This is a genomic window from Streptomyces sp. NBC_00859, from assembly GCF_045161865.1.
In the GTDB taxonomy this organism is placed as follows: Bacteria; Actinomycetota; Actinomycetes; order Streptomycetales; family Streptomycetaceae; genus Streptomyces.
This window is the reverse complement of the sequence record NZ_CP108826.1, coordinates 7,170,097-7,187,815: the sequence shown is the minus strand read 5'-3', so window position 1 is coordinate 7,187,815 and position 17,719 is coordinate 7,170,097. Positions and strand designations below refer to the sequence as shown.

Annotated in this window: 15 protein-coding genes; 5 read left to right on the top strand and 10 right to left on the bottom strand. The window is 71.6% G+C overall.

Features of this window, described 5'->3' with window-relative positions; translation table 11 throughout:
• Positions 1-317 precede the first annotated feature (317 nt).
• The 3 genes from OG584_RS31645 to OG584_RS31635 all read left to right on the top strand — a co-directional run bounded on the left by OG584_RS31645 (position 318) and on the right by OG584_RS31635 (position 2,991).
• Complete coding sequence (locus OG584_RS31645) at positions 318-995, top strand: uracil-DNA glycosylase (protein WP_405782946.1); 678 nt, start codon at positions 318-320, stop codon at positions 993-995.
• Complete coding sequence (locus OG584_RS31640) at positions 992-1,972, top strand: N-acetylglucosamine kinase (RefSeq protein WP_405782944.1); 981 nt, start codon at positions 992-994, stop codon at positions 1,970-1,972. Before OG584_RS31645 ends, OG584_RS31640 begins: the two co-directional genes overlap by 4 nt.
• A gap of 92 nt (positions 1,973-2,064) precedes the next feature.
• A complete protein-coding gene (locus OG584_RS31635) occupies positions 2,065-2,991 on the top strand; it encodes a sirohydrochlorin chelatase (RefSeq protein ID WP_405782942.1) in 927 nt (308 codons plus the stop codon).
• 126 nt (positions 2,992-3,117) lie between these two features.
• Here the strand turns inward: OG584_RS31635 and OG584_RS31630 are convergent, their stop codons facing one another.
• The 7 genes from OG584_RS31630 to OG584_RS31600 all read right to left on the bottom strand — a co-directional run bounded on the left by OG584_RS31630 (position 3,118) and on the right by OG584_RS31600 (position 11,524).
• Positions 3,118-4,161, bottom strand: coding sequence for a lactonase family protein (locus OG584_RS31630; RefSeq protein ID WP_405782941.1), 1,044 nt, complete (start codon positions 4,159-4,161; stop codon positions 3,118-3,120).
• A gap of 254 nt (positions 4,162-4,415) precedes the next feature.
• On the bottom strand, positions 4,416-4,670 hold the full coding sequence (locus OG584_RS31625; RefSeq protein ID WP_405782940.1) for a hypothetical protein: 255 nt from the start codon (positions 4,668-4,670) through the stop codon (positions 4,416-4,418).
• Positions 4,671-5,060: 390 nt separating this feature from the next.
• Positions 5,061-7,280 (bottom strand): NADP-dependent isocitrate dehydrogenase, encoded by a 2,220-nt coding sequence (locus OG584_RS31620; RefSeq protein WP_405782938.1) that lies wholly within the window; start codon positions 7,278-7,280, stop codon positions 5,061-5,063.
• Between the two features lie 238 nt (positions 7,281-7,518).
• Positions 7,519-8,331 carry an endo alpha-1,4 polygalactosaminidase gene (locus OG584_RS31615; protein WP_405784385.1) on the bottom strand — a complete coding sequence of 271 codons (813 nt, stop codon included), beginning with the start codon at positions 8,329-8,331 and terminating at the stop codon, positions 7,519-7,521.
• 177 nt (positions 8,332-8,508) lie between these two features.
• Positions 8,509-9,564 (bottom strand): chitinase, encoded by a 1,056-nt coding sequence (locus tag OG584_RS31610; protein WP_405782936.1) that lies wholly within the window; start codon positions 9,562-9,564, stop codon positions 8,509-8,511.
• Between the two features lie 162 nt (positions 9,565-9,726).
• Positions 9,727-10,851, bottom strand: a complete 1,125-nt coding sequence (locus OG584_RS31605; protein ID WP_405782934.1) for a PP2C family protein-serine/threonine phosphatase — start codon at positions 10,849-10,851, stop codon at positions 9,727-9,729.
• Positions 10,852-10,957: 106 nt separating this feature from the next.
• Positions 10,958-11,524 (bottom strand): YceI family protein, encoded by a 567-nt coding sequence (locus OG584_RS31600; protein WP_405782932.1) that lies wholly within the window; start codon positions 11,522-11,524, stop codon positions 10,958-10,960.
• A 255-nt stretch (positions 11,525-11,779) separates the two neighbouring features.
• On the opposite strand from OG584_RS31600, the gene OG584_RS31595 reads away from it, so the two are divergent.
• Complete coding sequence (locus tag OG584_RS31595) at positions 11,780-11,992, top strand: hypothetical protein (RefSeq protein WP_405782930.1); 213 nt, start codon at positions 11,780-11,782, stop codon at positions 11,990-11,992.
• 60 nt (positions 11,993-12,052) lie between these two features.
• On the opposite strand, the gene OG584_RS31590 is transcribed toward OG584_RS31595, so the two are convergent.
• Complete coding sequence (locus OG584_RS31590; RefSeq protein WP_405782928.1) at positions 12,053-12,745, bottom strand: hypothetical protein; 693 nt, start codon at positions 12,743-12,745, stop codon at positions 12,053-12,055.
• Between the two features lie 261 nt (positions 12,746-13,006).
• On the opposite strand from OG584_RS31590, the gene OG584_RS31585 reads away from it, so the two are divergent.
• Complete coding sequence (locus tag OG584_RS31585; protein ID WP_405782926.1) at positions 13,007-14,278, top strand: mannosyltransferase family protein; 1,272 nt, start codon at positions 13,007-13,009, stop codon at positions 14,276-14,278.
• 138 nt (positions 14,279-14,416) lie between these two features.
• On the opposite strand, the gene OG584_RS31580 is transcribed toward OG584_RS31585, so the two are convergent.
• Both OG584_RS31580 and OG584_RS31575 read right to left on the bottom strand, forming a co-directional pair.
• Positions 14,417-16,051, bottom strand: coding sequence for an amidohydrolase (locus tag OG584_RS31580; protein WP_405782924.1), 1,635 nt, complete (start codon positions 16,049-16,051; stop codon positions 14,417-14,419).
• Positions 16,048-17,556: an APC family permease gene (locus tag OG584_RS31575; RefSeq protein ID WP_405782922.1), complete on the bottom strand. Its 1,509-nt coding sequence runs from the start codon at positions 17,554-17,556 to the stop codon at positions 16,048-16,050. The genes OG584_RS31580 and OG584_RS31575 overlap by 4 nt, the downstream gene beginning before the upstream one ends.
• Between the last annotated feature and the right edge of the window lie 163 nt (positions 17,557-17,719).

Genomic DNA, 17,719 nt, shown 5'->3' with positions numbered 1-17,719 from the left:
GTCCTGCTGTCCCGGGCCGGTGCGGTCGCCGTGTTCCTGGTCGCCTGACAGTCGCCGCGCTGGTCTCCGGCCACGGCATCCGCCGTGTGCTGCTCAGTAAGGCCCCCTCCCTGGCTGTCGCCGTCACGGTCGGTCTGTTAGGGGGCGGCTGGCCCGCTGCCGGGCGTCCGGCTGCCGGTGGCCGCCGCGAGATGGCCGATTCTCCTGTTCACAGCGCAGGACCGGCGTGTCTGCCGCCTGACCCTGCGTACGGGAACCTGATCCGCTGACCGCACCCGGGAAGGCGCCGGCGCGGCGGGCCAGTAGAGTGACGCCCCGTGGCAGCACGTCCGTTGAATGAAATTGTCGAAGCGGGGTGGGCGCAGGCCCTCGCTCCCGCCGCCGACCGGATCACGGCGATGGGCGAGTTCCTGCGCGCCGAGATCGCCGCGGGGCGCACGTATCTGCCGTCCGGTGCGAACGTGCTGCGCGCGTTCCAGCAGCCGTTCGACGACGTGCGTGTCCTGATCGTCGGCCAGGACCCTTATCCGACGCCGGGCAACGCCGTGGGGCTCAGCTTCTCGGTGGCACCCGATGTGCGGCCCGTGCCGGGCAGCCTGGACAACATCTTCCGTGAGATGCACACGGACCTCGGGCTGCCCCGCCCCTCCAACGGCGATCTGACACCGTGGGCCGAGCAGGGCGTACTGCTGCTCAACAGGGCGCTGACCACGGCTCCGCGCAAACCGGCGGCACATCGCGGCAAGGGCTGGGAGGAAGTGACCGAGCAGGCCATCCGGGCACTGGTCGCCCGGGAAAAACCCCTGGTATCGGTGTTGTGGGGGCGTGACGCCCGTAACCTGCGCCCTCTGCTGGGGAACCTTCCGGCGGTGGAGTCGTCCCACCCGTCCCCCATGTCGGCGGACCGGGGCTTCTTCGGCTCGCGCCCCTTCAGCCGCACCAACGAACTGCTGGTGCGCCAGGGTGCCCAGCCCGTCGACTGGCGGCTGCCGTGACCTGGGTCCTCGGTGTGGACTCCGGAGGCTCCGGGCTCCGGGTGGCACTCGCCGACGCGGCTGAACCGGGGCTCACCGGGTCCGTCGTCTCCCGCGTACCCGTCCGCACCGGCGCCGCGGGGATCGACGCGGACCATCTGCTGGGGCAGCTGCTGCCCATGGCGGACGAACTCCTCGGGCACACGGACGGCGCCGGTGTATCGGCGGTGGCGATCGGCGCGGCCGGGATGGCGACGCTCGGCGACGACCTCCGCGCGGCGCTCCCCGCGGCCCTGGAGCGCTCGCTCGGCGTCCGGCGGCTGGCGCTCGCGGCGGACGGGGTGACGGCGTACGCGGGCGCACTGGGGCAGCGGCCCGGTGTGGTCGTCGCTGCCGGAACCGGGATGATCGCTCTGGGAACCGACCTCACCGAGTGGCGCAGAGCGGACGGCTGGGGGCATCTCCTGGGCGACTGCGGCGGCGGGGCCTGGATCGGCCGGGCCGGCCTGGAGGCCGCGATGCGCGCGCACGACGGGCGGCCGGGCGGCTCGGCCGCGCTGCTGGAGCGGCTGGAGGCGGTCTTCGGGCCGGCGGGCGGCATGCCGGGCTCGCTGTATCCGCGTTCGGACCGGCCCGCGGTGCTCGCTTCGTTCGCCCCTGAGGTGGCCCGGTGCGCGGAAAGCGACCCCGTGGCTGCCGGGATTCTGCGGGAGGCGGCCCGGCAGATCGCCGGAGCCGCAGCCGCCGTCTGCCCCGCGGAGTCAGGCGCGGGCTGTGAAGTAGCCCTCACGGGTGGTCTGTTCAAGATGGGCGACCCGTTGCTCACCCCTGCGCGCGAGGAGTTCTCCACCCTGCTGCCGTCTGCCCGACCGGTGCTCGCTACCGGGGATCCGCTGGTGGGTGCGGTGCTGATCGCCTCGGCGCTCGCCACGGGGAGCCTCCGGCTGCCCCCGCATCCGCAGCTCCTGCGTGTGGTGGCGGAACAGGATACGCGCTAACGACGCAACGCACCGGATAAATGAGGACAGACGCCGCGCTAACGTACCCTCCCCGAACAGCCGGGCCTGCGAAGCCAGTAGCATGCGGCGCCATGAGCTCCCCCAATGGGCCCGCATCCGGCCTGCCTGTACGAATGCCGCGACCTCGCCAGACGGGACGGCACCGCCGCCCGGAACCCGCGGTGGCCCCTGAGGGCGCGCCCGCGCTGGTTCTCGCTGTTCCCGGCACGCCTTCCGCCGCTGTCCGCAGCCTGGCGGAAGAGGTTATCTCCATCGCCCGCTCCGAGCTGCCCGGCCTGGACGCCCGTATCGGTTACCTGGATGGTGCCGACGACGAGTTTCCCGCCCTTGAGACGGTTCTTTCCCGCACCGCCGCCGAGCGTGTGGCGCGCTACGAGCAGGCGAAGGCCGCCGGACGCGAGGTGGCCGAGCCATCGACCGCCACCGCTGTCGTGGTGCCCCTGCTGGCGGGCCCCGACGCAGCCACCGAGCGGCGGATACGGCAGGCCGTGATGGACAGCACCACCGCTGCCGAGCTGACCGAGGTCCTGGGCCCGCACCCGCTGCTGGCCGAGGGTCTCCACGTACGTCTTTCGGAGGCCGGTCTCTCCCGCGCCGACCGGGCCCGGCTGTTCACGGTCGCCACCGCGGCCGACGGCATCATCCTGGCGACGGTCGGCGGCGACGAGGCCGTGCAGGCCGCCGGGATCACCGGCATGCTGCTGGCCGCCCGCCTCGCCGTACCGGTGATGGCCGCCGCACTCGATGTGGACGGTTCGGTCGCCGCCATCGCCGATCAGCTGCGGGGTTCGGGTTCGGTGCAGCTGGCGCTCGCGCCGTACCTGATCGGCCCCGAGGTCACCGAGGAGCTGCTCTCAGGGGCGGCCAAGGAGGCGGGCTGCGCCTCTGCCGAGCCTCTCGGCGCCTACCCCGCGGTCGGCAAGCTGGTGCTCTCGAAGTACGCGACCGCGCTGGGCATCACCCCGCAGCAGCCGTCGCAGGGAGCTCCGGTCGGCTGACCCGCGCACTGCCGCCACGTACGTGGCCGCGCACTGCCGCCACGTACGTGAGGGGGCCCGCACCGGCAGTTCGTGCTGCTCGGTGCGGGCCCCGGTCACAGGTGTGCCGAGGGGGCGTCGGGGCCGTCAGGCGAACACCACGCACGAGGCGGCGGCCACCTCGACGGAGCCGGAGCGGCTCGGAACACCCGTACGCGGATCGATGTCGAACCAGGTCACATCCCCCGAGTGCTCGTTGGCCGCGTACAGCCGCCGGCCCGCCGGGTCCAGGGCGAGGTCGCGCGGCCACCGGCCGCCGCAGTCCACGGTGGTGACCAGGACGGGCTTCTCCGGGCTCACGTCCAGCGCGAGGACCGAGATGCTGTCCTGCCCGCGGTTCGCCGCCCAGACGAACCGTCCGTCGTGCGCGACGGCCACCCCCGACGCATGGCTCTCCCCCACCGTGCCCTCGGGCAGCAGCGCGGTCCGGCCGGCCGGCTCCAGGGTGCCGGCCGCCGCGTCCCACCGGAGGACCGTGAGGGTGGGCTCCAGCTCGTTCAGGACGTAGACGTGCCTCCCCTCCGGGTGGAACGCCAGGTGGCGGGGCCCGCTTCCGGGCGGCAGCGCGGTCTCTCCGTGCACCGTCAGTGCGCCCGTGACGGCGTCCAGCGCGCAGACCCGCACGGAGTCGGTACCGAGGTCGACACTCAGCACCCAGCGCCCCGTGGGGTCCTGCTTCACCTGGTGGGCGTGCGGGCCCTGCTGGCGCTCCGGATGAGGCCCCCGGCCCTCGTGCCGGAGCACGGACACAGGGGCTTCCAGAGCGCCGTCCGCGGCGCGTACGGGCAGCACGCTGACACTCCCCGACGTGTAGTTGGCGGTGAGGAGGTGCCCGCCGGTGAGGACGAGGTGGGTGGGCGCGGAGCCGGACACATCGACCGGTGCCCCGATCAGGCGCGGCAGTGGTCCCGCGGTGTCGAAGGCCGCCGCGGCCCCTTCGCCGGTCTCGGATACGGCGTAGAGGACCGAGCCTCCGGGGGCCGGAGCGAGGAACGAGGGGTTGGGTACGGTGTCCACCGCGCCGAGCACGGTCAGCGCCCCCGCCGCGTCCACCGAAGCGGCGACGAGACCAGGTCCCCCCGCTGACGTGAACGACCCTATGAATGCCCGCTCAGCGCCTGTCGTGGCCACCGCGCCACCCCTCTCCGTCGGTGCCCGGTCCTCGGGTGACCGGGCTTCGGCAGACGGTAGCAGGGGGTTGCGGACCGGATGGAGAGCGAGACCACCAGGTCAGGACAGTGCGGAGCAGCGGGAGTTGCGCAGTGCGGGGACCGGTCCGTGAAGCGGGCCCGGCGGATGACCGGCGTACTGCGGGTGCGTCGCTCTCAGCAACCGCGCGCCCGGTCGCGTACCGCAGGCGCGCTCGCCACCGCGGCGACCGCGGGTCACCGCTTCGGCAGCGGCGGCACTCGGAGGGGGTGGGCGGACGCGTCGGCCAGCGCCAGACGTTCCTGGTCAGCCTGGTACTCCGCCTGCTCGATCCGTCCGGCCAGCAGGTCGGCGGGGCGGGGACGCCGGCTGTGTTCCGCGGGGGAGCGCCCGGTTTCGAAGCGCCGGGCGACGTGGCGGCCGACTGCCCTGGCCGAGTCCGTCACCAGACGGATCAGTTGTCTGAACACGGTGAGAATGGCTGTGGACATACCGCATCTCCTTTCAGGACCGCCGCCCAGTGTTCCCGGGGGGACGCGGGGCGGTTTCGCAGCGCGCGTCCGTGAGGGCGGCCGGCTCACACCGGTCCGGCCGGACAGCCGCACGCCGCCCTGAAAGTCGTGGGATCAGCCTGATGTGCAACCCCGTTGCACCCGCTCGGCGGATGCAGCGGCAGCATCAAGCACTGACATCTCTCATGGAACCACGCACGGCCGTCCGCGGCATCCGGCGTAGGTCAGCGGCGGGGTTTGGCGGGGCGTCCGCCCGGCCGGCGGCAGGTCCAGCGCACACGCAGCCGCCCCGGCCGGCGGGACGCCGGCCGGGGCGGCCAGGGTGCGCTGCGGCGACCGGCTGCCGTTGCGGCTGCCGGTCGCCGGACTTCAGCCGAGCGTGGCGATGGCCTGGTTGAAGGTGGCCGACGGGCGCATGACGGCCGCGGCCTTCTCCGCGTCGGGCTGGTAGTAGCTGCCGATGTCGGCGGGCGAGCCCTGGACCGCGATCAGCTCGCCGACGATGGTCTGCTCCTGCTCGCCGAGTGTCTTGGCGAGGGCCGAGAACGCCTCGGCGAGCTGGGCGTCGTCGGTCTGCGCGGCGAGCTCCTGGGCCCAGTAGAGCGCCAGGTAGAAGTGGCTGCCGCGGTTGTCGATGCCACCCAGCTTGCGGCTCGGGGACTTGTCCTCGTTGAGGAACGTGCCGGTCGCACGGTCGAGCGTGTCCGCGAGGACCTGGGCGCGCGCGTTGCCCGTCGTCTGCGCGAGGTGCTCGAAGCTGACCGCGAGAGCGAGGAACTCGCCCAGGCTGTCCCAGCGCAGGTAGTTCTCCTTGACGAGCTGCTGGACGTGCTTGGGAGCCGAACCGCCGGCACCCGTCTCGAACAGACCGCCACCGTTCATGAGCGGGACGACGGAGAGCATCTTCGCGCTCGTGCCCAGCTCAAGGATCGGGAACAGGTCGGTCAGGTAGTCGCGCAGCACGTTGCCGGTGACGGAGATGGTGTCCTCGCCGCGGCGGATCCGCTCCAGCGAGAACGCGATGGCGTCCGCCGGCGTCATGATCTCGATCTGCAGACCGTCGGTGTCGTGCTCGGGGAGGTACGCCTTGACCTTCTCGATCAGGGCGGCATCGTGCGCGCGCCCCTCGTCGAGCCAGAACACGGCCGGGGAGCCGGTCGCGCGGGCGCGGGTGACGGCGAGCTTGACCCAGTCCTGGATCGGCAGGTCCTTGGTCTGGCACATGCGCCAGATGTCACCGGCGCTGACAGCGTGCTCGAGCACGGCATTGCCCTGGCCGTCGACGACCCGCACGGTGCCGGTGACGGGGATCTCGAAGGTCTTGTCGTGGCTGCCGTACTCCTCGGCCTTCTGCGCCATCAGCCCGACGTTGGGCACGGAGCCCATCGTCGACGGGTCGTAGGCGCCGTTGGCGCGGCAGTCGTCGATGACGACCTGGTAGATGTCCGCGTAGCTGCTGTCCGGGATGGTCGCCAGGGTGTCGGCCTCGCCGCCGTCCGGGCCCCACATGTGGCCGGAGGTGCGGATCATGGCCGGCATGGACGCGTCGACGATGACGTCGCTCGGTACGTGCAGGTTGGTGATGCCTCGGTCGGAGTCGACCATCGCAAGGGCGGGTCCCTCGGCCAGCTCGGCCTCGAAGGACTCCTTGATCTTCGCGCCCTCGGGCAGTGCCTCCAGGCCCTTGAGGATCCCGCCGAGACCGTCGTTCGGGGTGAGCCCGGCGGCGGCGAGCGCCGCACCGTGCTCGGCGAAGGTCTTCGGGAAGAAGGCGCGCACCACGTGGCCGAAGATGATCGGGTCGGAGACCTTCATCATCGTGGCCTTGAGGTGCACCGAGAACAGCACGCCCTCGGCCTTGGCGCGGGCGATCTGCGCCGTGAAGAACTCACGGAGCGCCGCCACCCGCATCACCGAGGCGTCGACGACCTCGCCGGCCAGCACGGGCACCGACTCGCGCAGGACGGTGGTGCTGCCGTCGTCCCCCGCCAGCTCGATACGGAGCGATCCGGCCTCGCCGATGACGGCGGACTTCTCCGTGGAGCGGAAGTCGTCGCCGTCCATGTGGGCGACGTTCGTCCTGGAGTCGGACGACCAGGCACCCATCCGGTGCGGGTGGGCCTTGGCGTAGTTCTTCACCGACGCCGGGGCGCGGCGGTCCGAGTTGCCCTCGCGCAGCACCGGGTTCACGGCGCTTCCCTTGACCTTGTCGTACCGGGCGCGGACGTCCTTGTCCTCGTCGGTCTGCGGGTCGTCCGGGTAGTCGGGAAGGGCGTAGCCGAGCTTCTGCAGCTCCGCGACGGCGGCCTTCAGCTGGGGGATGGACGCCGAGATGTTCGGCAGCTTGATGATGTTCGCGCCGGGCGTCTTGGCCAGCTCACCGAGCTCGGCGAGTGCGTCCTCGACCCGTCGGCTCTCGTCAAGACGCTCGGGGAAACTGGCGATGATCCGCCCCGCGAGAGAGATGTCACGGCTCTCCACGGTCACACCGGCCGTCGAGGCATACGCCTGGATCACCGGCAGGAACGAATACGTCGCCAGGGCCGGGGCCTCGTCGGTATGTGTATAGATGATGGTCGAGTCAGTCACCGGGTGCTCCGCTCCACGTCTGCAACATTGCTCGACATCAAGATATCTCCTGAGCGGCCCCCTCTCGACAGGGCCCCGCCCCCGGCGGCAGCGGACCGCACGCATCCGGCCGCGGGCGGGCACTCCCAAGGAGAGGAAGCGGCCGCCCGCCCGGCGCCGTGGGAGACCTGAGCATTTCCGGCACCGGTCCGGTCGTCTCAGGGGTCCTCGCACCGTGCCCGCACCGGCAGCGCCCCCGTCAGACGGAGGAATCGCAGCGCCGGTACACGTGGCCCCGCTCCCCGGCCGGGGTCACATCGCGGTCGCGCAGTGTGACCGACAGTTTGCCGCCCCAGGAGCGGCAGGCCCGGTCGAAGGCCTTGGCGCCGTACTCGATGTCGAAGGCCCTGCCCCGGTAGGCGGTGGCGAACTCGCCGCACTCCTGGAAGCTGCCGCACTCCTCGACCACGGCGAAGTCGAAGCCGATGTAGTCGCGTTCGCCCAGCAGGTCGGTGGTGTTCTTCTGCGCGATGGCGAGTCCCCGCCGGTGGGCCCGCTCGGCCAGCAGCCGGGCGAAGTCGGCGGCGTCGTCGGCGGTCAGCAGATGGTGCGAGCGCTCGTACGAGTCCAGGTTGTCGGGCTCCACCGCGTCGAACCCGGCGTCGGCGCAGCCGTCGATCCAGCGGCCGACGATGTCCGCGAGCGCCTTGCGCTCGGCCGCGCCGGAGATGTCGAGGAGGGGCTCGTGCCAGTCCTCGTCGACGACCGGCCTGCCCTCGCCGTCGTGCAGCAGCAGGTCCGGGTGGTGCTTTCGCCACCAGCCGACCGCGTCACCGGGCTGCGACTGGAAGGCGTTGACGTAACAGATGTTGTACAGCCCCGGTACCGGGGCCGCGGTGCGGTCGCGGGATACCGCACGTACCCCGGCCGGCGGCCGGTACGCCCCGCCCAGCTGGTAGTCGAAGGGCAACCGGGCCGCGGGCCCCCGGACCCCGCCGTGCGCTGAAGCGGTGGCGGCCGGGGTGGAGCCTTCAGCGGGTTCGCCGGACGAGCACCCGGCGAGGAGGACCATCAGCGCCGGAGCGAGGGCATGGGCGGCGCGGCGGAACACAGGGAGCACGTCGGGTCTTTCGCGGCAGGAGGCGGGGGAAGGTGATTGCACCACGCGAGCCGCCCGGCGGCGAACCCCGGCCGTCCGCCGCGGTGGAAGGACCGCAGCGGACGCCGTGGGGGTGTCAGGGCTGGAGCTTCAACGCCCTTGGAGGGAGCGGACGTTGTCGCCGAACGTCCAGTTCTTGGCGCCGTCCCAGTTGAGCGACCAGTCCATGAGCCCCTTGAGGCCGCCGCCGTACGTGTTCCACGCCTGCGCGACCTGGCCGGTCGGCAGATACCCGCCGCCCGCGCCCGGCTGCGCGGGCAGCCCCGGAACCTGCTTGTCGTAGGGGACCTTGACCGTGGTGCCCTGGACGACGAGCCCCTTGTTCAGGCAGTCCGTCTGTGCGGTGAAGCCCGCGACGGTCCCGGCGGAGTAGGAGTCGCCCGAGCAGCCGTACATACTGCCGTTGTAGTACTGCATGTTCAGCCACCAGAGCCGGCCGTTGTCCACGTACTTCTTGACGATGGGCAGGTAGGCACCCCAGATCGAACCGTAGGTGACACTGCCACCGGTGACGTACGCCGTCTCCGGCGCCATCGTCAGACCGAAGTTCGACGGCATCCGGGCGAGTACGCCGTCGATGATGCGGATGAGGTTGGACTGGGACGCCGAGAGCTGGTTGATGTTGCCGCTGCCGGTGAGCCCGGTCTCGATGTCGATGTCGATGCCGTCGAAGTTGTACTTCTGCAGAAGGGGCACCACGGTGTTCACGAACCGGTCGGCGACCGCGGTGGAGCTGAGGTCGATGCCCGCGGTCGCACCGCCGATGGACATCAGCGTGGTGAGGCCCGAAGCCTTTGCCTGGCACATCTCGGCCGGGGTCGGGACCTTCACGGTCGAGTCCATCCCGTCCTCCCACAGGGCGGTTCCGTCGGAACGGATGACCGGAAAGGCCGCGTTGATCACGTTGTAGCCGTGCGCCGGGATACGCGCGTCGGTGATCGGGATCCAGCCGAGCGGCGGATGCACACCGTTGGCGGCCCCGTCCCAGTTCTCCCAGTACCCCTGGAGAACCTTGCCAGCCGGTTTCGACTTGACCGCGCAGGTGTCGGCGGCCGGTGCGCTGCCGGGCGCGGCGGCGACCAGCATCTGCACCACGGCAGCCGTAGCGAGGCCGACCCCCAGAAGACGAACTCTCCGACCGATCATGTCGTGTCCCTTCCTGGCGCGGCGAGTTGACAGAGCACGAATGTCGAGTACCTGACAATCTAAAGTGGTCCAGACCTGCGGTCAATAGGTCTGGACCAAGCCCTCCGGGCGCCTCTCTGGGCACCCCAGCCGCAGGAAAGGGCAGGGAACGCCCGGATCGCTTCAGTCCGCCGCCGGGAGCCGTTCGACGGCGACCATGGCAGCGTCGTCCCCCAGGCGGCCGCCCGCGTGACGCAGGAGGTCCGCGCGGAGCCGTTCGAGCAGCGCCTCCGGGCCTTGCGTGCCCCAGGACGCGATCCGGTCGGACAGCGGGTAGAACCGGCCCGCGGAGTCCCGGGCCTCGATCACACCGTCGGTGTACAGCAGCAGGACGTCACCGGCGCCGAAGGTGAATGTCTCCGCCGCGAACGTGCTGCGGAGCAGATGGCCGAGGCCCAGGGGTGGCGCGGGTTCGCGCACAGCGAGCGTGTGCACCCGGCCCGCGCGCAGGACCAGCGGCTGCGGGTGTCCACAGCTGACCAGGTGGAGTTCCTGGGCGGCGTCGGGGATGTCGAGCACGGCTGCGGTGACGAAGGCCTCCCCACTGTCCTCGCCGTCCCCCCGCGATTCCCCGGCGTCGCTCCGGTCGGCCGCGACACCCGCCTCCAGCAGGCCCACGGCTTCGGACAGTTCCCGGTCCTGGTGAGCCAGCGCCCGGAAGACTCCGAGGACGCCGGCCGCCTCGCCGATCGCATCGAGTCCCTTGCCCCGGACGTCACCGATGATCACGCGGGTTTTGCCCGGTGTACGGGCGACCGCGTACAGGTCGCCGCCGAGCTGCGCCTCCTCCTCGGCGGCGAGGTACACGGACGCGATACGAAGGGGCCCGCTCCGTTCCGGCAGTGGGCGCATCACCACTTGCTGCACCGCGCGGGCCACCCAGCGGAGGTGGGTCATCTCGTCTTCGTGCCGTACTCGCAGATGGGCGAAGAAGGTGACGAAGACAGAGATCAGGAAGAGCGCCGCGAGCTGATACGTGTGGTTGAGGTCGGTGATGCTGGTCCGCGTGGTGGCGACGAACGCTTCCGTCGCGATCGCGAGCGCACCGACGAGTGCTGTCATACGGGGACCGGCGAAGGACGCCGTCATCGCGGGGGCCGCCACCAGGAAAGGACCGAGATGCACGGCCGGCGGCGTGAGGAGAGCCACCACCACGACAGCGATGATCAAGGCGAACGGCACCGCCATGAGCGCCTTCGGATACCGTCCCGACTGCTCGAGCGAGTACGGAAAGCGCAGCGACCTCATACGTGCCCACCTCCCCCTGCTCCCGCCCGTGCCTCAGCCGGTCCGCCCAGCTCCTGCCCGGTGCCGCCCGGCCCCGTGCTGGAGCGGCCGGGCGCCTCTGTGCTGCTCAGCCCTGCTTGATCGCCGAGACGTCGAATTCCAGCACCACCTTGTCCCCGACGAGGACTCCGCCGCCTTCCAGAGCCGCGTTCCACGTCATGCCGTACTCCTTGCGGCTGATGGCGACCTCGCCCTCGAAGCCCACCCGATGGTTGCCGAAGGGGTCCTGGGCGGCGCCCGTGTACTCGAAGTCGATACTGATCGGCTTGCTGGTGTCCTTGATCGTCAGGTCGCCGGTCAGCCGGAAGTGGGTGCCGTCCAGCTGCTCGACCCGGGTCGAGACGAAGGTGATCTGCGGGTAGGTGGGGGCGTCGAGAAAGTCGTTCGTCCGCAGGTGGCCGTCGCGCTGCTCATTGCCGGTGTCGATGCTCTCGGTCTTGATCGTGACCGAGACACCGGAGGCGGAGGGATCCGCGCCGTTCAGCAGTGCCGTGCCCTCGAACGCGCCGAACGAGCCCCGGACCTTGGTGATCATCGCGTGCCTGGCCACGAACCCGATCCGGGTGTGCGCCGGGTCGAGCGCGTACGTACCGGCCAGATCGGCGGGGGCAGGTGTCGTCACGGCGTACTCCATGAGGTCGCGGGAGGGGGTACCTCACGCTAGGCCGACTCGTCGGCGAAGGCGCCCCGACAGCGCCACCGCACCTACCCGGGTCACCCCGATGGGCCAAGATCGCCGGGGTGCGGGACCGGAGTGCGAGCGCCCCGCAACGGGCGGGCGGGCCTGGACCTCTACGTGCCGGGCCCGGCACGCTGCCGCCTCCGGCCAGGGCGGGGCGCGCCGCCCTCCCGGCGTGCTGGAACAGCCGGCCGGACGCACCCTGGAGGCATGGACAGCACGCCGATAGTGGTGCACCCGCCCTCCCCCACCGGAGGACGCCGGGTCACGATCCAAGGTGAGATCGCGGGACTGGCCCATGACGACGAGGACGTCGTCGAGTTCCTGCGGCGGGCCGGACTGCTGGACGCCGACACGCTTCTCGACGACGAGGCATGGGTGAAGTGGCGGGGCGCGCGCGCCCACCACTACGCGGCAGCCTGACCCGCCCCGGACCGGAGAACCGGGCACGGCGGCGCACGGGCGCCCGGCACCATCGCGTACTCAGGTGAAGAGGGGCCGCCACGCGATCCGCCAGTGCGGGCCGACGCCGGGGGCGAACAGCTCACCTGTCGGAGATGCCAGCTTGGCATCGGCGGAGAGCAGGAACGGCCGAGGGCAGTAGGACCGCCCGTTCTTCGGCTGGCGGACCCGGGTATCCGCGGTGTACGAGGCCGAGTCCTCCGGGTGGACGTAGACCGCGTCGTACGGCTCGCCCTCGCCCCGGTGGATGGCCGCCTCCTCCTCCCGCGTCGGGAGCCGGACCCGGTGGCCGCCGAGCGCGTCGCGGGCCAGCGCCTCGTACCCGTCCGCCACGATGTTCGCGACCGTGTGCAGGCCGTCCGGGTCGCAGTCCACAGCCGTCTGCGCCGCATGCGCCGCGTCCTTGGCGGTCGATGCGAACTCGTCCCGCCGCGACGTCCTGTTGTTGACGGCGGTGGCCAGGGCCAGTTGCGCCGTGTCCCTCGCGAGGGACGCCGCCCGGCCTGCCGTCGTACAGCTCGCGGTCTCCTCCGCGGCATCCGCAGCCGTCCGCCCGGTGCTGTCCCGGGCCTGGTCTGCGCCGTAGGCGGCGGCGCGCGCGGCGGCCCCGGCGGCCCGCGCGATGTGGCGCGCCAGTGCCCGCGCCGCGGACTCCGGCGGACAGGCCGGATCGCTCTCGCAACCGTGCGACTCAGGGGGGTGGGGCGTGCTCACGGGCGTTCCTCCGGCATCTGCGGACCGACAGCAGACATTCGGAGCCGGCCCGGCGCCGGATTGGGCGCGGGGATCGCGGGCCGCTGCCCGTGACGGGGTTTCACGGCGCGCGGTTCCGTGATGATCATCACGCTCCTTTCCCGGCGCCGGGTGTCAGCCGGATGTCCCCCGCCAGGCGTATCCCCAGGAGAGCGAAAGACGCAGGAGCCGCAGGTGTCACCGGTCGTGCCGGTACACCCCCGCACACCCAGGAGAGAGACCATGCCGTTCTTGCCGTCCGGGCTGCGAGAGCACATACCCGAATCCGGGCCGTCATCCGGCGCGCGGGAGCCGTGGCCCTCCGTATCGGGAGGCGCCGGGTCCGGCCCGCTTCCGCGCGCGGGCGCCGTCCGTTCTCTCCGGCTGCGGCTGGGCCCCGCCGACCGTGACGTGCTGTGGCTGTATCTGGTGGCCCGCCTGGCTGTCTGGATCACGGCCTACTGCGCACGGTGGCTGTTCCCCGCCAACAGCGGCTCCCGCGACCCGGGCCCCCTTCTCGCTCCCTTCCAGCAGTGGGACTGGGGCTACTACCTGCGCATAGCGCGCGACGGTTACTTCCCGGGCCAGGGTGTACTCCCGCACAGCAGCCTGGACCACAGGGAAGCGTTTCTGCCCGGCTTCCCGCTCGTACTGCGAGCGGTTCACACGGCCGTTCCGAGCTGGACCGCGGCCGGCCTGCTGGTCTCCTTCGTCGCGGGAGCCGTCGCCGTACTGTCGCTCTCCCGGATCGCCCGGCTTCAGGTGCACGGCCAGGAGGCCGGCCGGCGCGCCGTCCTGTTCCTGCTGGTCTCGCCGTGCGCCGTCTTCCTCGCCGCCGGTTACACCGAGGCGCTCTTTCTCGCACTCGCCCTGCCCGCCTGGCTGGCCGCCCAGCGGTACAACTGGCCGCTCGCCGCGGCCCTGACCGCCCTGGCCGCCACGGTCCGGGTGAACGGTCTCTTCCTCGCCGCTGCCATCGCCCTGCACTTCGTACTCACCGCCCGCACCGGCCGCCACTGGCGCCAACTCCCCTGGCTGTTCCTGCCCGCCGTACCCGTAGCGCTCCACAGCGGCTACCTGCACGCCCGCACCGGGGACTGGCTGGCCTGGAAACACGCCGAGGAACACGGCTGGAACCGTACGTTCCACGCGCCGTGGGAGGCCTGGGCCAACACCTGGCACGCGGCCTTCGCCCATACCCAGACCACCGGATACGCCTTCATGTTCCAGGCCGAACTCCTGGCCATGCTCGCCGGACTCCTCCTCATGGGCCTGCTGGTCCGGCAGCGCCGCTGGGCCGAGCTGCTGTACATCGGCCTCACCCTGTGGGCCCTGGGCACCTCCTACTGGTACATGTCCATCCCCCGCTCCACCCTCCTGTGGTGGCCGTTGTGGATCACGATGGCCGGATGGAGCCTGCGCCGGCCATGGTTCAGGACGGCCTGGCTGGGCCTCGCGGCGCCCGTCACCACCGTCTTCGCGCTCACCTTCCTGTCGGGCCGCTGGGCAGGCTGAGACGGTTCCGCCGGGTCCGGAGAGGACCGGCAGGACACGGTTCCCCGTGTCCTGCCCCGGCGGACGCCCGCCTCACGGCACCGGGCCGTCCGGTGGGACCCCACCCGCCCGACGACAAGCCGCGAGGAGGCACCCGGATCAGCGCGCGTGGACGCATTCGCCGCCGACGTACGTCAGGGCCACTCCCGTGTCACCGATCGCCTCCGGCGGGCCCGCGAAGGGGTCGCGGTCGAGCACGACGAGGTCGGCGAGCGCGCCCACCCGGATGGTGCCCCCGTCGTCCAGGCCGTTCACGTGCGCCGAACCCGCCGTGTAGGCGGCCAGAGCGGTGCCGAGGTCGATGCGCTGCTCCGGGAGGAACGGCGGGCGGTCCTCGCCGTGGCCGGTCCTGTTGACGGCCACATGGATGCCCTGCATGGGATCCGGGCTGCTCACCGGCCAGTCGCTGCCCGCGGCCAGGGTCGCCCCGGCGTGCAGCAGACCGGCGAACGGGTACTGCCGCTGGGCGAGTTCACCACCGAGGAAGGGGATGGTGAGGTCGTCCATCTGCGGCTCGTGGGCGGCCCAGAGCGGCTGCAGGTTGGCGATCGCGTCCAGCTGCGCGAACCGGGGCAGGTCGTCCGGGTGCACAACCTGGAGGTGGGCGAGGTGGTGCCGGTTGGCCCGGCGGCCGTTGGCGGTCCGGGCGGCCTCGACGGCGTCCAGCGCCTCACGGACGGCGCGGTCGCCGAGCGCGTGGAAGTGGACCTGGAAGTCCAGTGCGTCCAGCGCGGTGACATGGTCCCGCAGTTCGGCGGGGTCGACGAAGCTGAGACCGCTGTTGGCGGTGGCGCAGCCGCAGGAGTCCAGGTAGGGGGTGGTCATGGCGGCGGTGAAGTTCTCGGTGATGCCATCCTGCATGATCTTGACGGAGCCGGCCCTGAAGCGCCCGGCGCGCAGCCGTGCCCGCCGCTCCACCAGCTCCGGGATCTGCTCGGCGCCGCGCGAACGGTCCCACCACAGGGCTCCGTTGACCCGGGCGGTCAGGCGGCCGTCGCGGGCAGCGGTGAGGTACGCGTCGGAGACGTCGGGCCGGCCGTTGAACACACCGAGGATGGCATCCTGCCAGCCGGTGATGCCCAGGGAGTGCAGCACGCTCTGGGCTCGCAGCAGCCCGTCGAGGTGCTCGGCGTCGGTCGGCTGCGGGACAAGGCGTGCCACCAGGCCGGTCGCACCCTCCTGGAGAGTCCCGGCGGGGGCGCCGTCGGGTTCGCGCTCGATCCGGCCGTCGGCCGGGTCGGGGGTTCCGGCGGTGATCCCGGCGAGCTCCAGGGCGCGGGTGTTGGCCCAGGCGCCGTGGTGGTCGCGGTTGAACAGCAGCACGGGGCGGTCGGCCACCACGGCGTCGATGAGCTGCCTGGTGGGAACGCCGCCGGCGAAGGACTCCATCGACCAGCCGCTGCCCGTGATCCACTCCCGCTCGGGACGGGCCGCGGCATAGGCGGCGATCCGGCGCTGGTACTCCGCCAGGTCGGTGGTGCCGGTGAGGTCGCACTCCCCCAGTTCCACACCCGCGAAGACGGCGTGGACGTGGGCATCGGTGAAGCCGGGGACCAGCAGGCGCCCCGCCAGGTCGACCACTTCGGTCCCCGGCCCGACCAGACCGAGTACCTCGTCGTGGCCCACGGCGACGATCCGGTCGCCGCGGACGGCGACGGTGCCGGCACGGGTGCGGGCCGGACCGGCGGTGAAGGCGGGGCCGCCGGTGAGGACGAGGTCGGCGTGATTGGTCATGCGGTACTCCCTGGATTGTGCGGGGGCCGGACGGCTGTGGGTCCGGGGCCGAGAAGGTCACGGGCGTCGGCGTCGGTGGCCACGCCCGTACTGAAGTAGGAGGACTTACGGCCCCACTTGGCCCAGGCAGCGGCCAGTACACCGGAGGCGACCATCAGGAACGGCACCATCAGGGCGAACCAGCCGTTGCCGGCGCTGAGCGCGAAGTGATCGGTGGACGTTGCGTACCCCCAGCACATGTACCCGCCCAGCGCGAACAGCACTGCCGCACTCAGCGCCGGGGCGACCACCGCCCGCACTCCCTCCCAGGGCGCGCTGCGCAGCAGACCGCGGAAGCGGACGGCCGCAGCGAGCGCGGTGAGGCCGTAGTACAGGGCGACGACGATGCCGATGGCATTGACCGCCGCGCTGATCAGGTCGCTGACCCTGGGGATGACCAGCGACAGCACGGCTACCAGCGAGGCGATGGCACCGACCAGCAGGGTGCCGCGTGCGGGTGTGCCGTACCGCGGGCTGATACGGGTCCAGACCCGGCCCAGGGTACGGTCGCGGCCCATGGCGAACATCCCGCGCACGGTCGGGATGACACCGGCCTGCAGTGAGGCCACGGCGGAGAACGTCAGCGCGATCAGCGGCAGCGCCGCCAGCGGCTGGTGCGCCAGCCGGTTGCCGAAGAAGGTCAGCCCCTCGGCGCCGTGGTCAGCCAACTGCGCCGGGGAGAGCACTCGTTGGAACGCCGTCCCGCCCAGCATGAAGAGGCCGAGCATGGTGACCAGCGCGATCATCCCGCCCCGCGAGGCGTCGCGCGGGTCGCGGACCTCCTCGGTGACACTGAACGCCGCGTCGAAACCCCAGTAGCAGAAGACCGCGAGCACCATGCCCTGGGCCAGACCCGTGAGGGAGGGGATGGTGAAGGGGTTGAACCAGTCGAAGCTGAAGGGATGGGGGCCGGCGAAGAGCCCGTAACCGCAGAAGCCGAGCAGCACCAGGTACTCGAACGCCAGCAGGTAGCGCTGGATGCGTGCGGCGACATCGATGCCGGTGATCGCGGCGACGGTGACACCCGCCAGGACCACCAGCCCGATCAGAGTGGTCTGAAGCGTGTCGCCCGGATCCAGCCCGATCCCGCCCAGGGAGTGCACCCCGGCCTCACCGGCGAGCTGGAGCAGCACCGAGCCGGTGACCGTGGTGGTGTAGGCGAGAAAGACCACCGTACCGACGATGTTCACCCAGCCGGACAGGAACCCCAGCCATGGACTGAGTGAACGCCCCACCCAGACATAGCTGTTGCCGCAGTTGGGCTCGACCCGGTTGAGCCGGGAGAAGGCTGCCGCGATACCCAGGACCGGCAGGAAGGCCAGCAGCACGATGACCGGCAGGTGGAGGCCCACCGCTCCGGCGATCAGCCCCATGCCGATGCCGATACTCGATGTCGCCGCGGTGCTGGACGCGGCGATGACCACGCCGTCCACCACACCGAGGGACTTTCTCAGGTCTGCTGCCATCGGGCCACCGCTGCTTTCGCTAGTGCCGCGGCGGGCAACATCTGCCCGTCAAGGAGCGGCGTCCGGTGCGGCGAGAAGTGCTCCCACCTGTTCGAGCGCAGCCGAGAATCGGTGAACCCGGACGCCGCGACGGGGCAGACACCGGCCGCCGCGGCACCGGCCA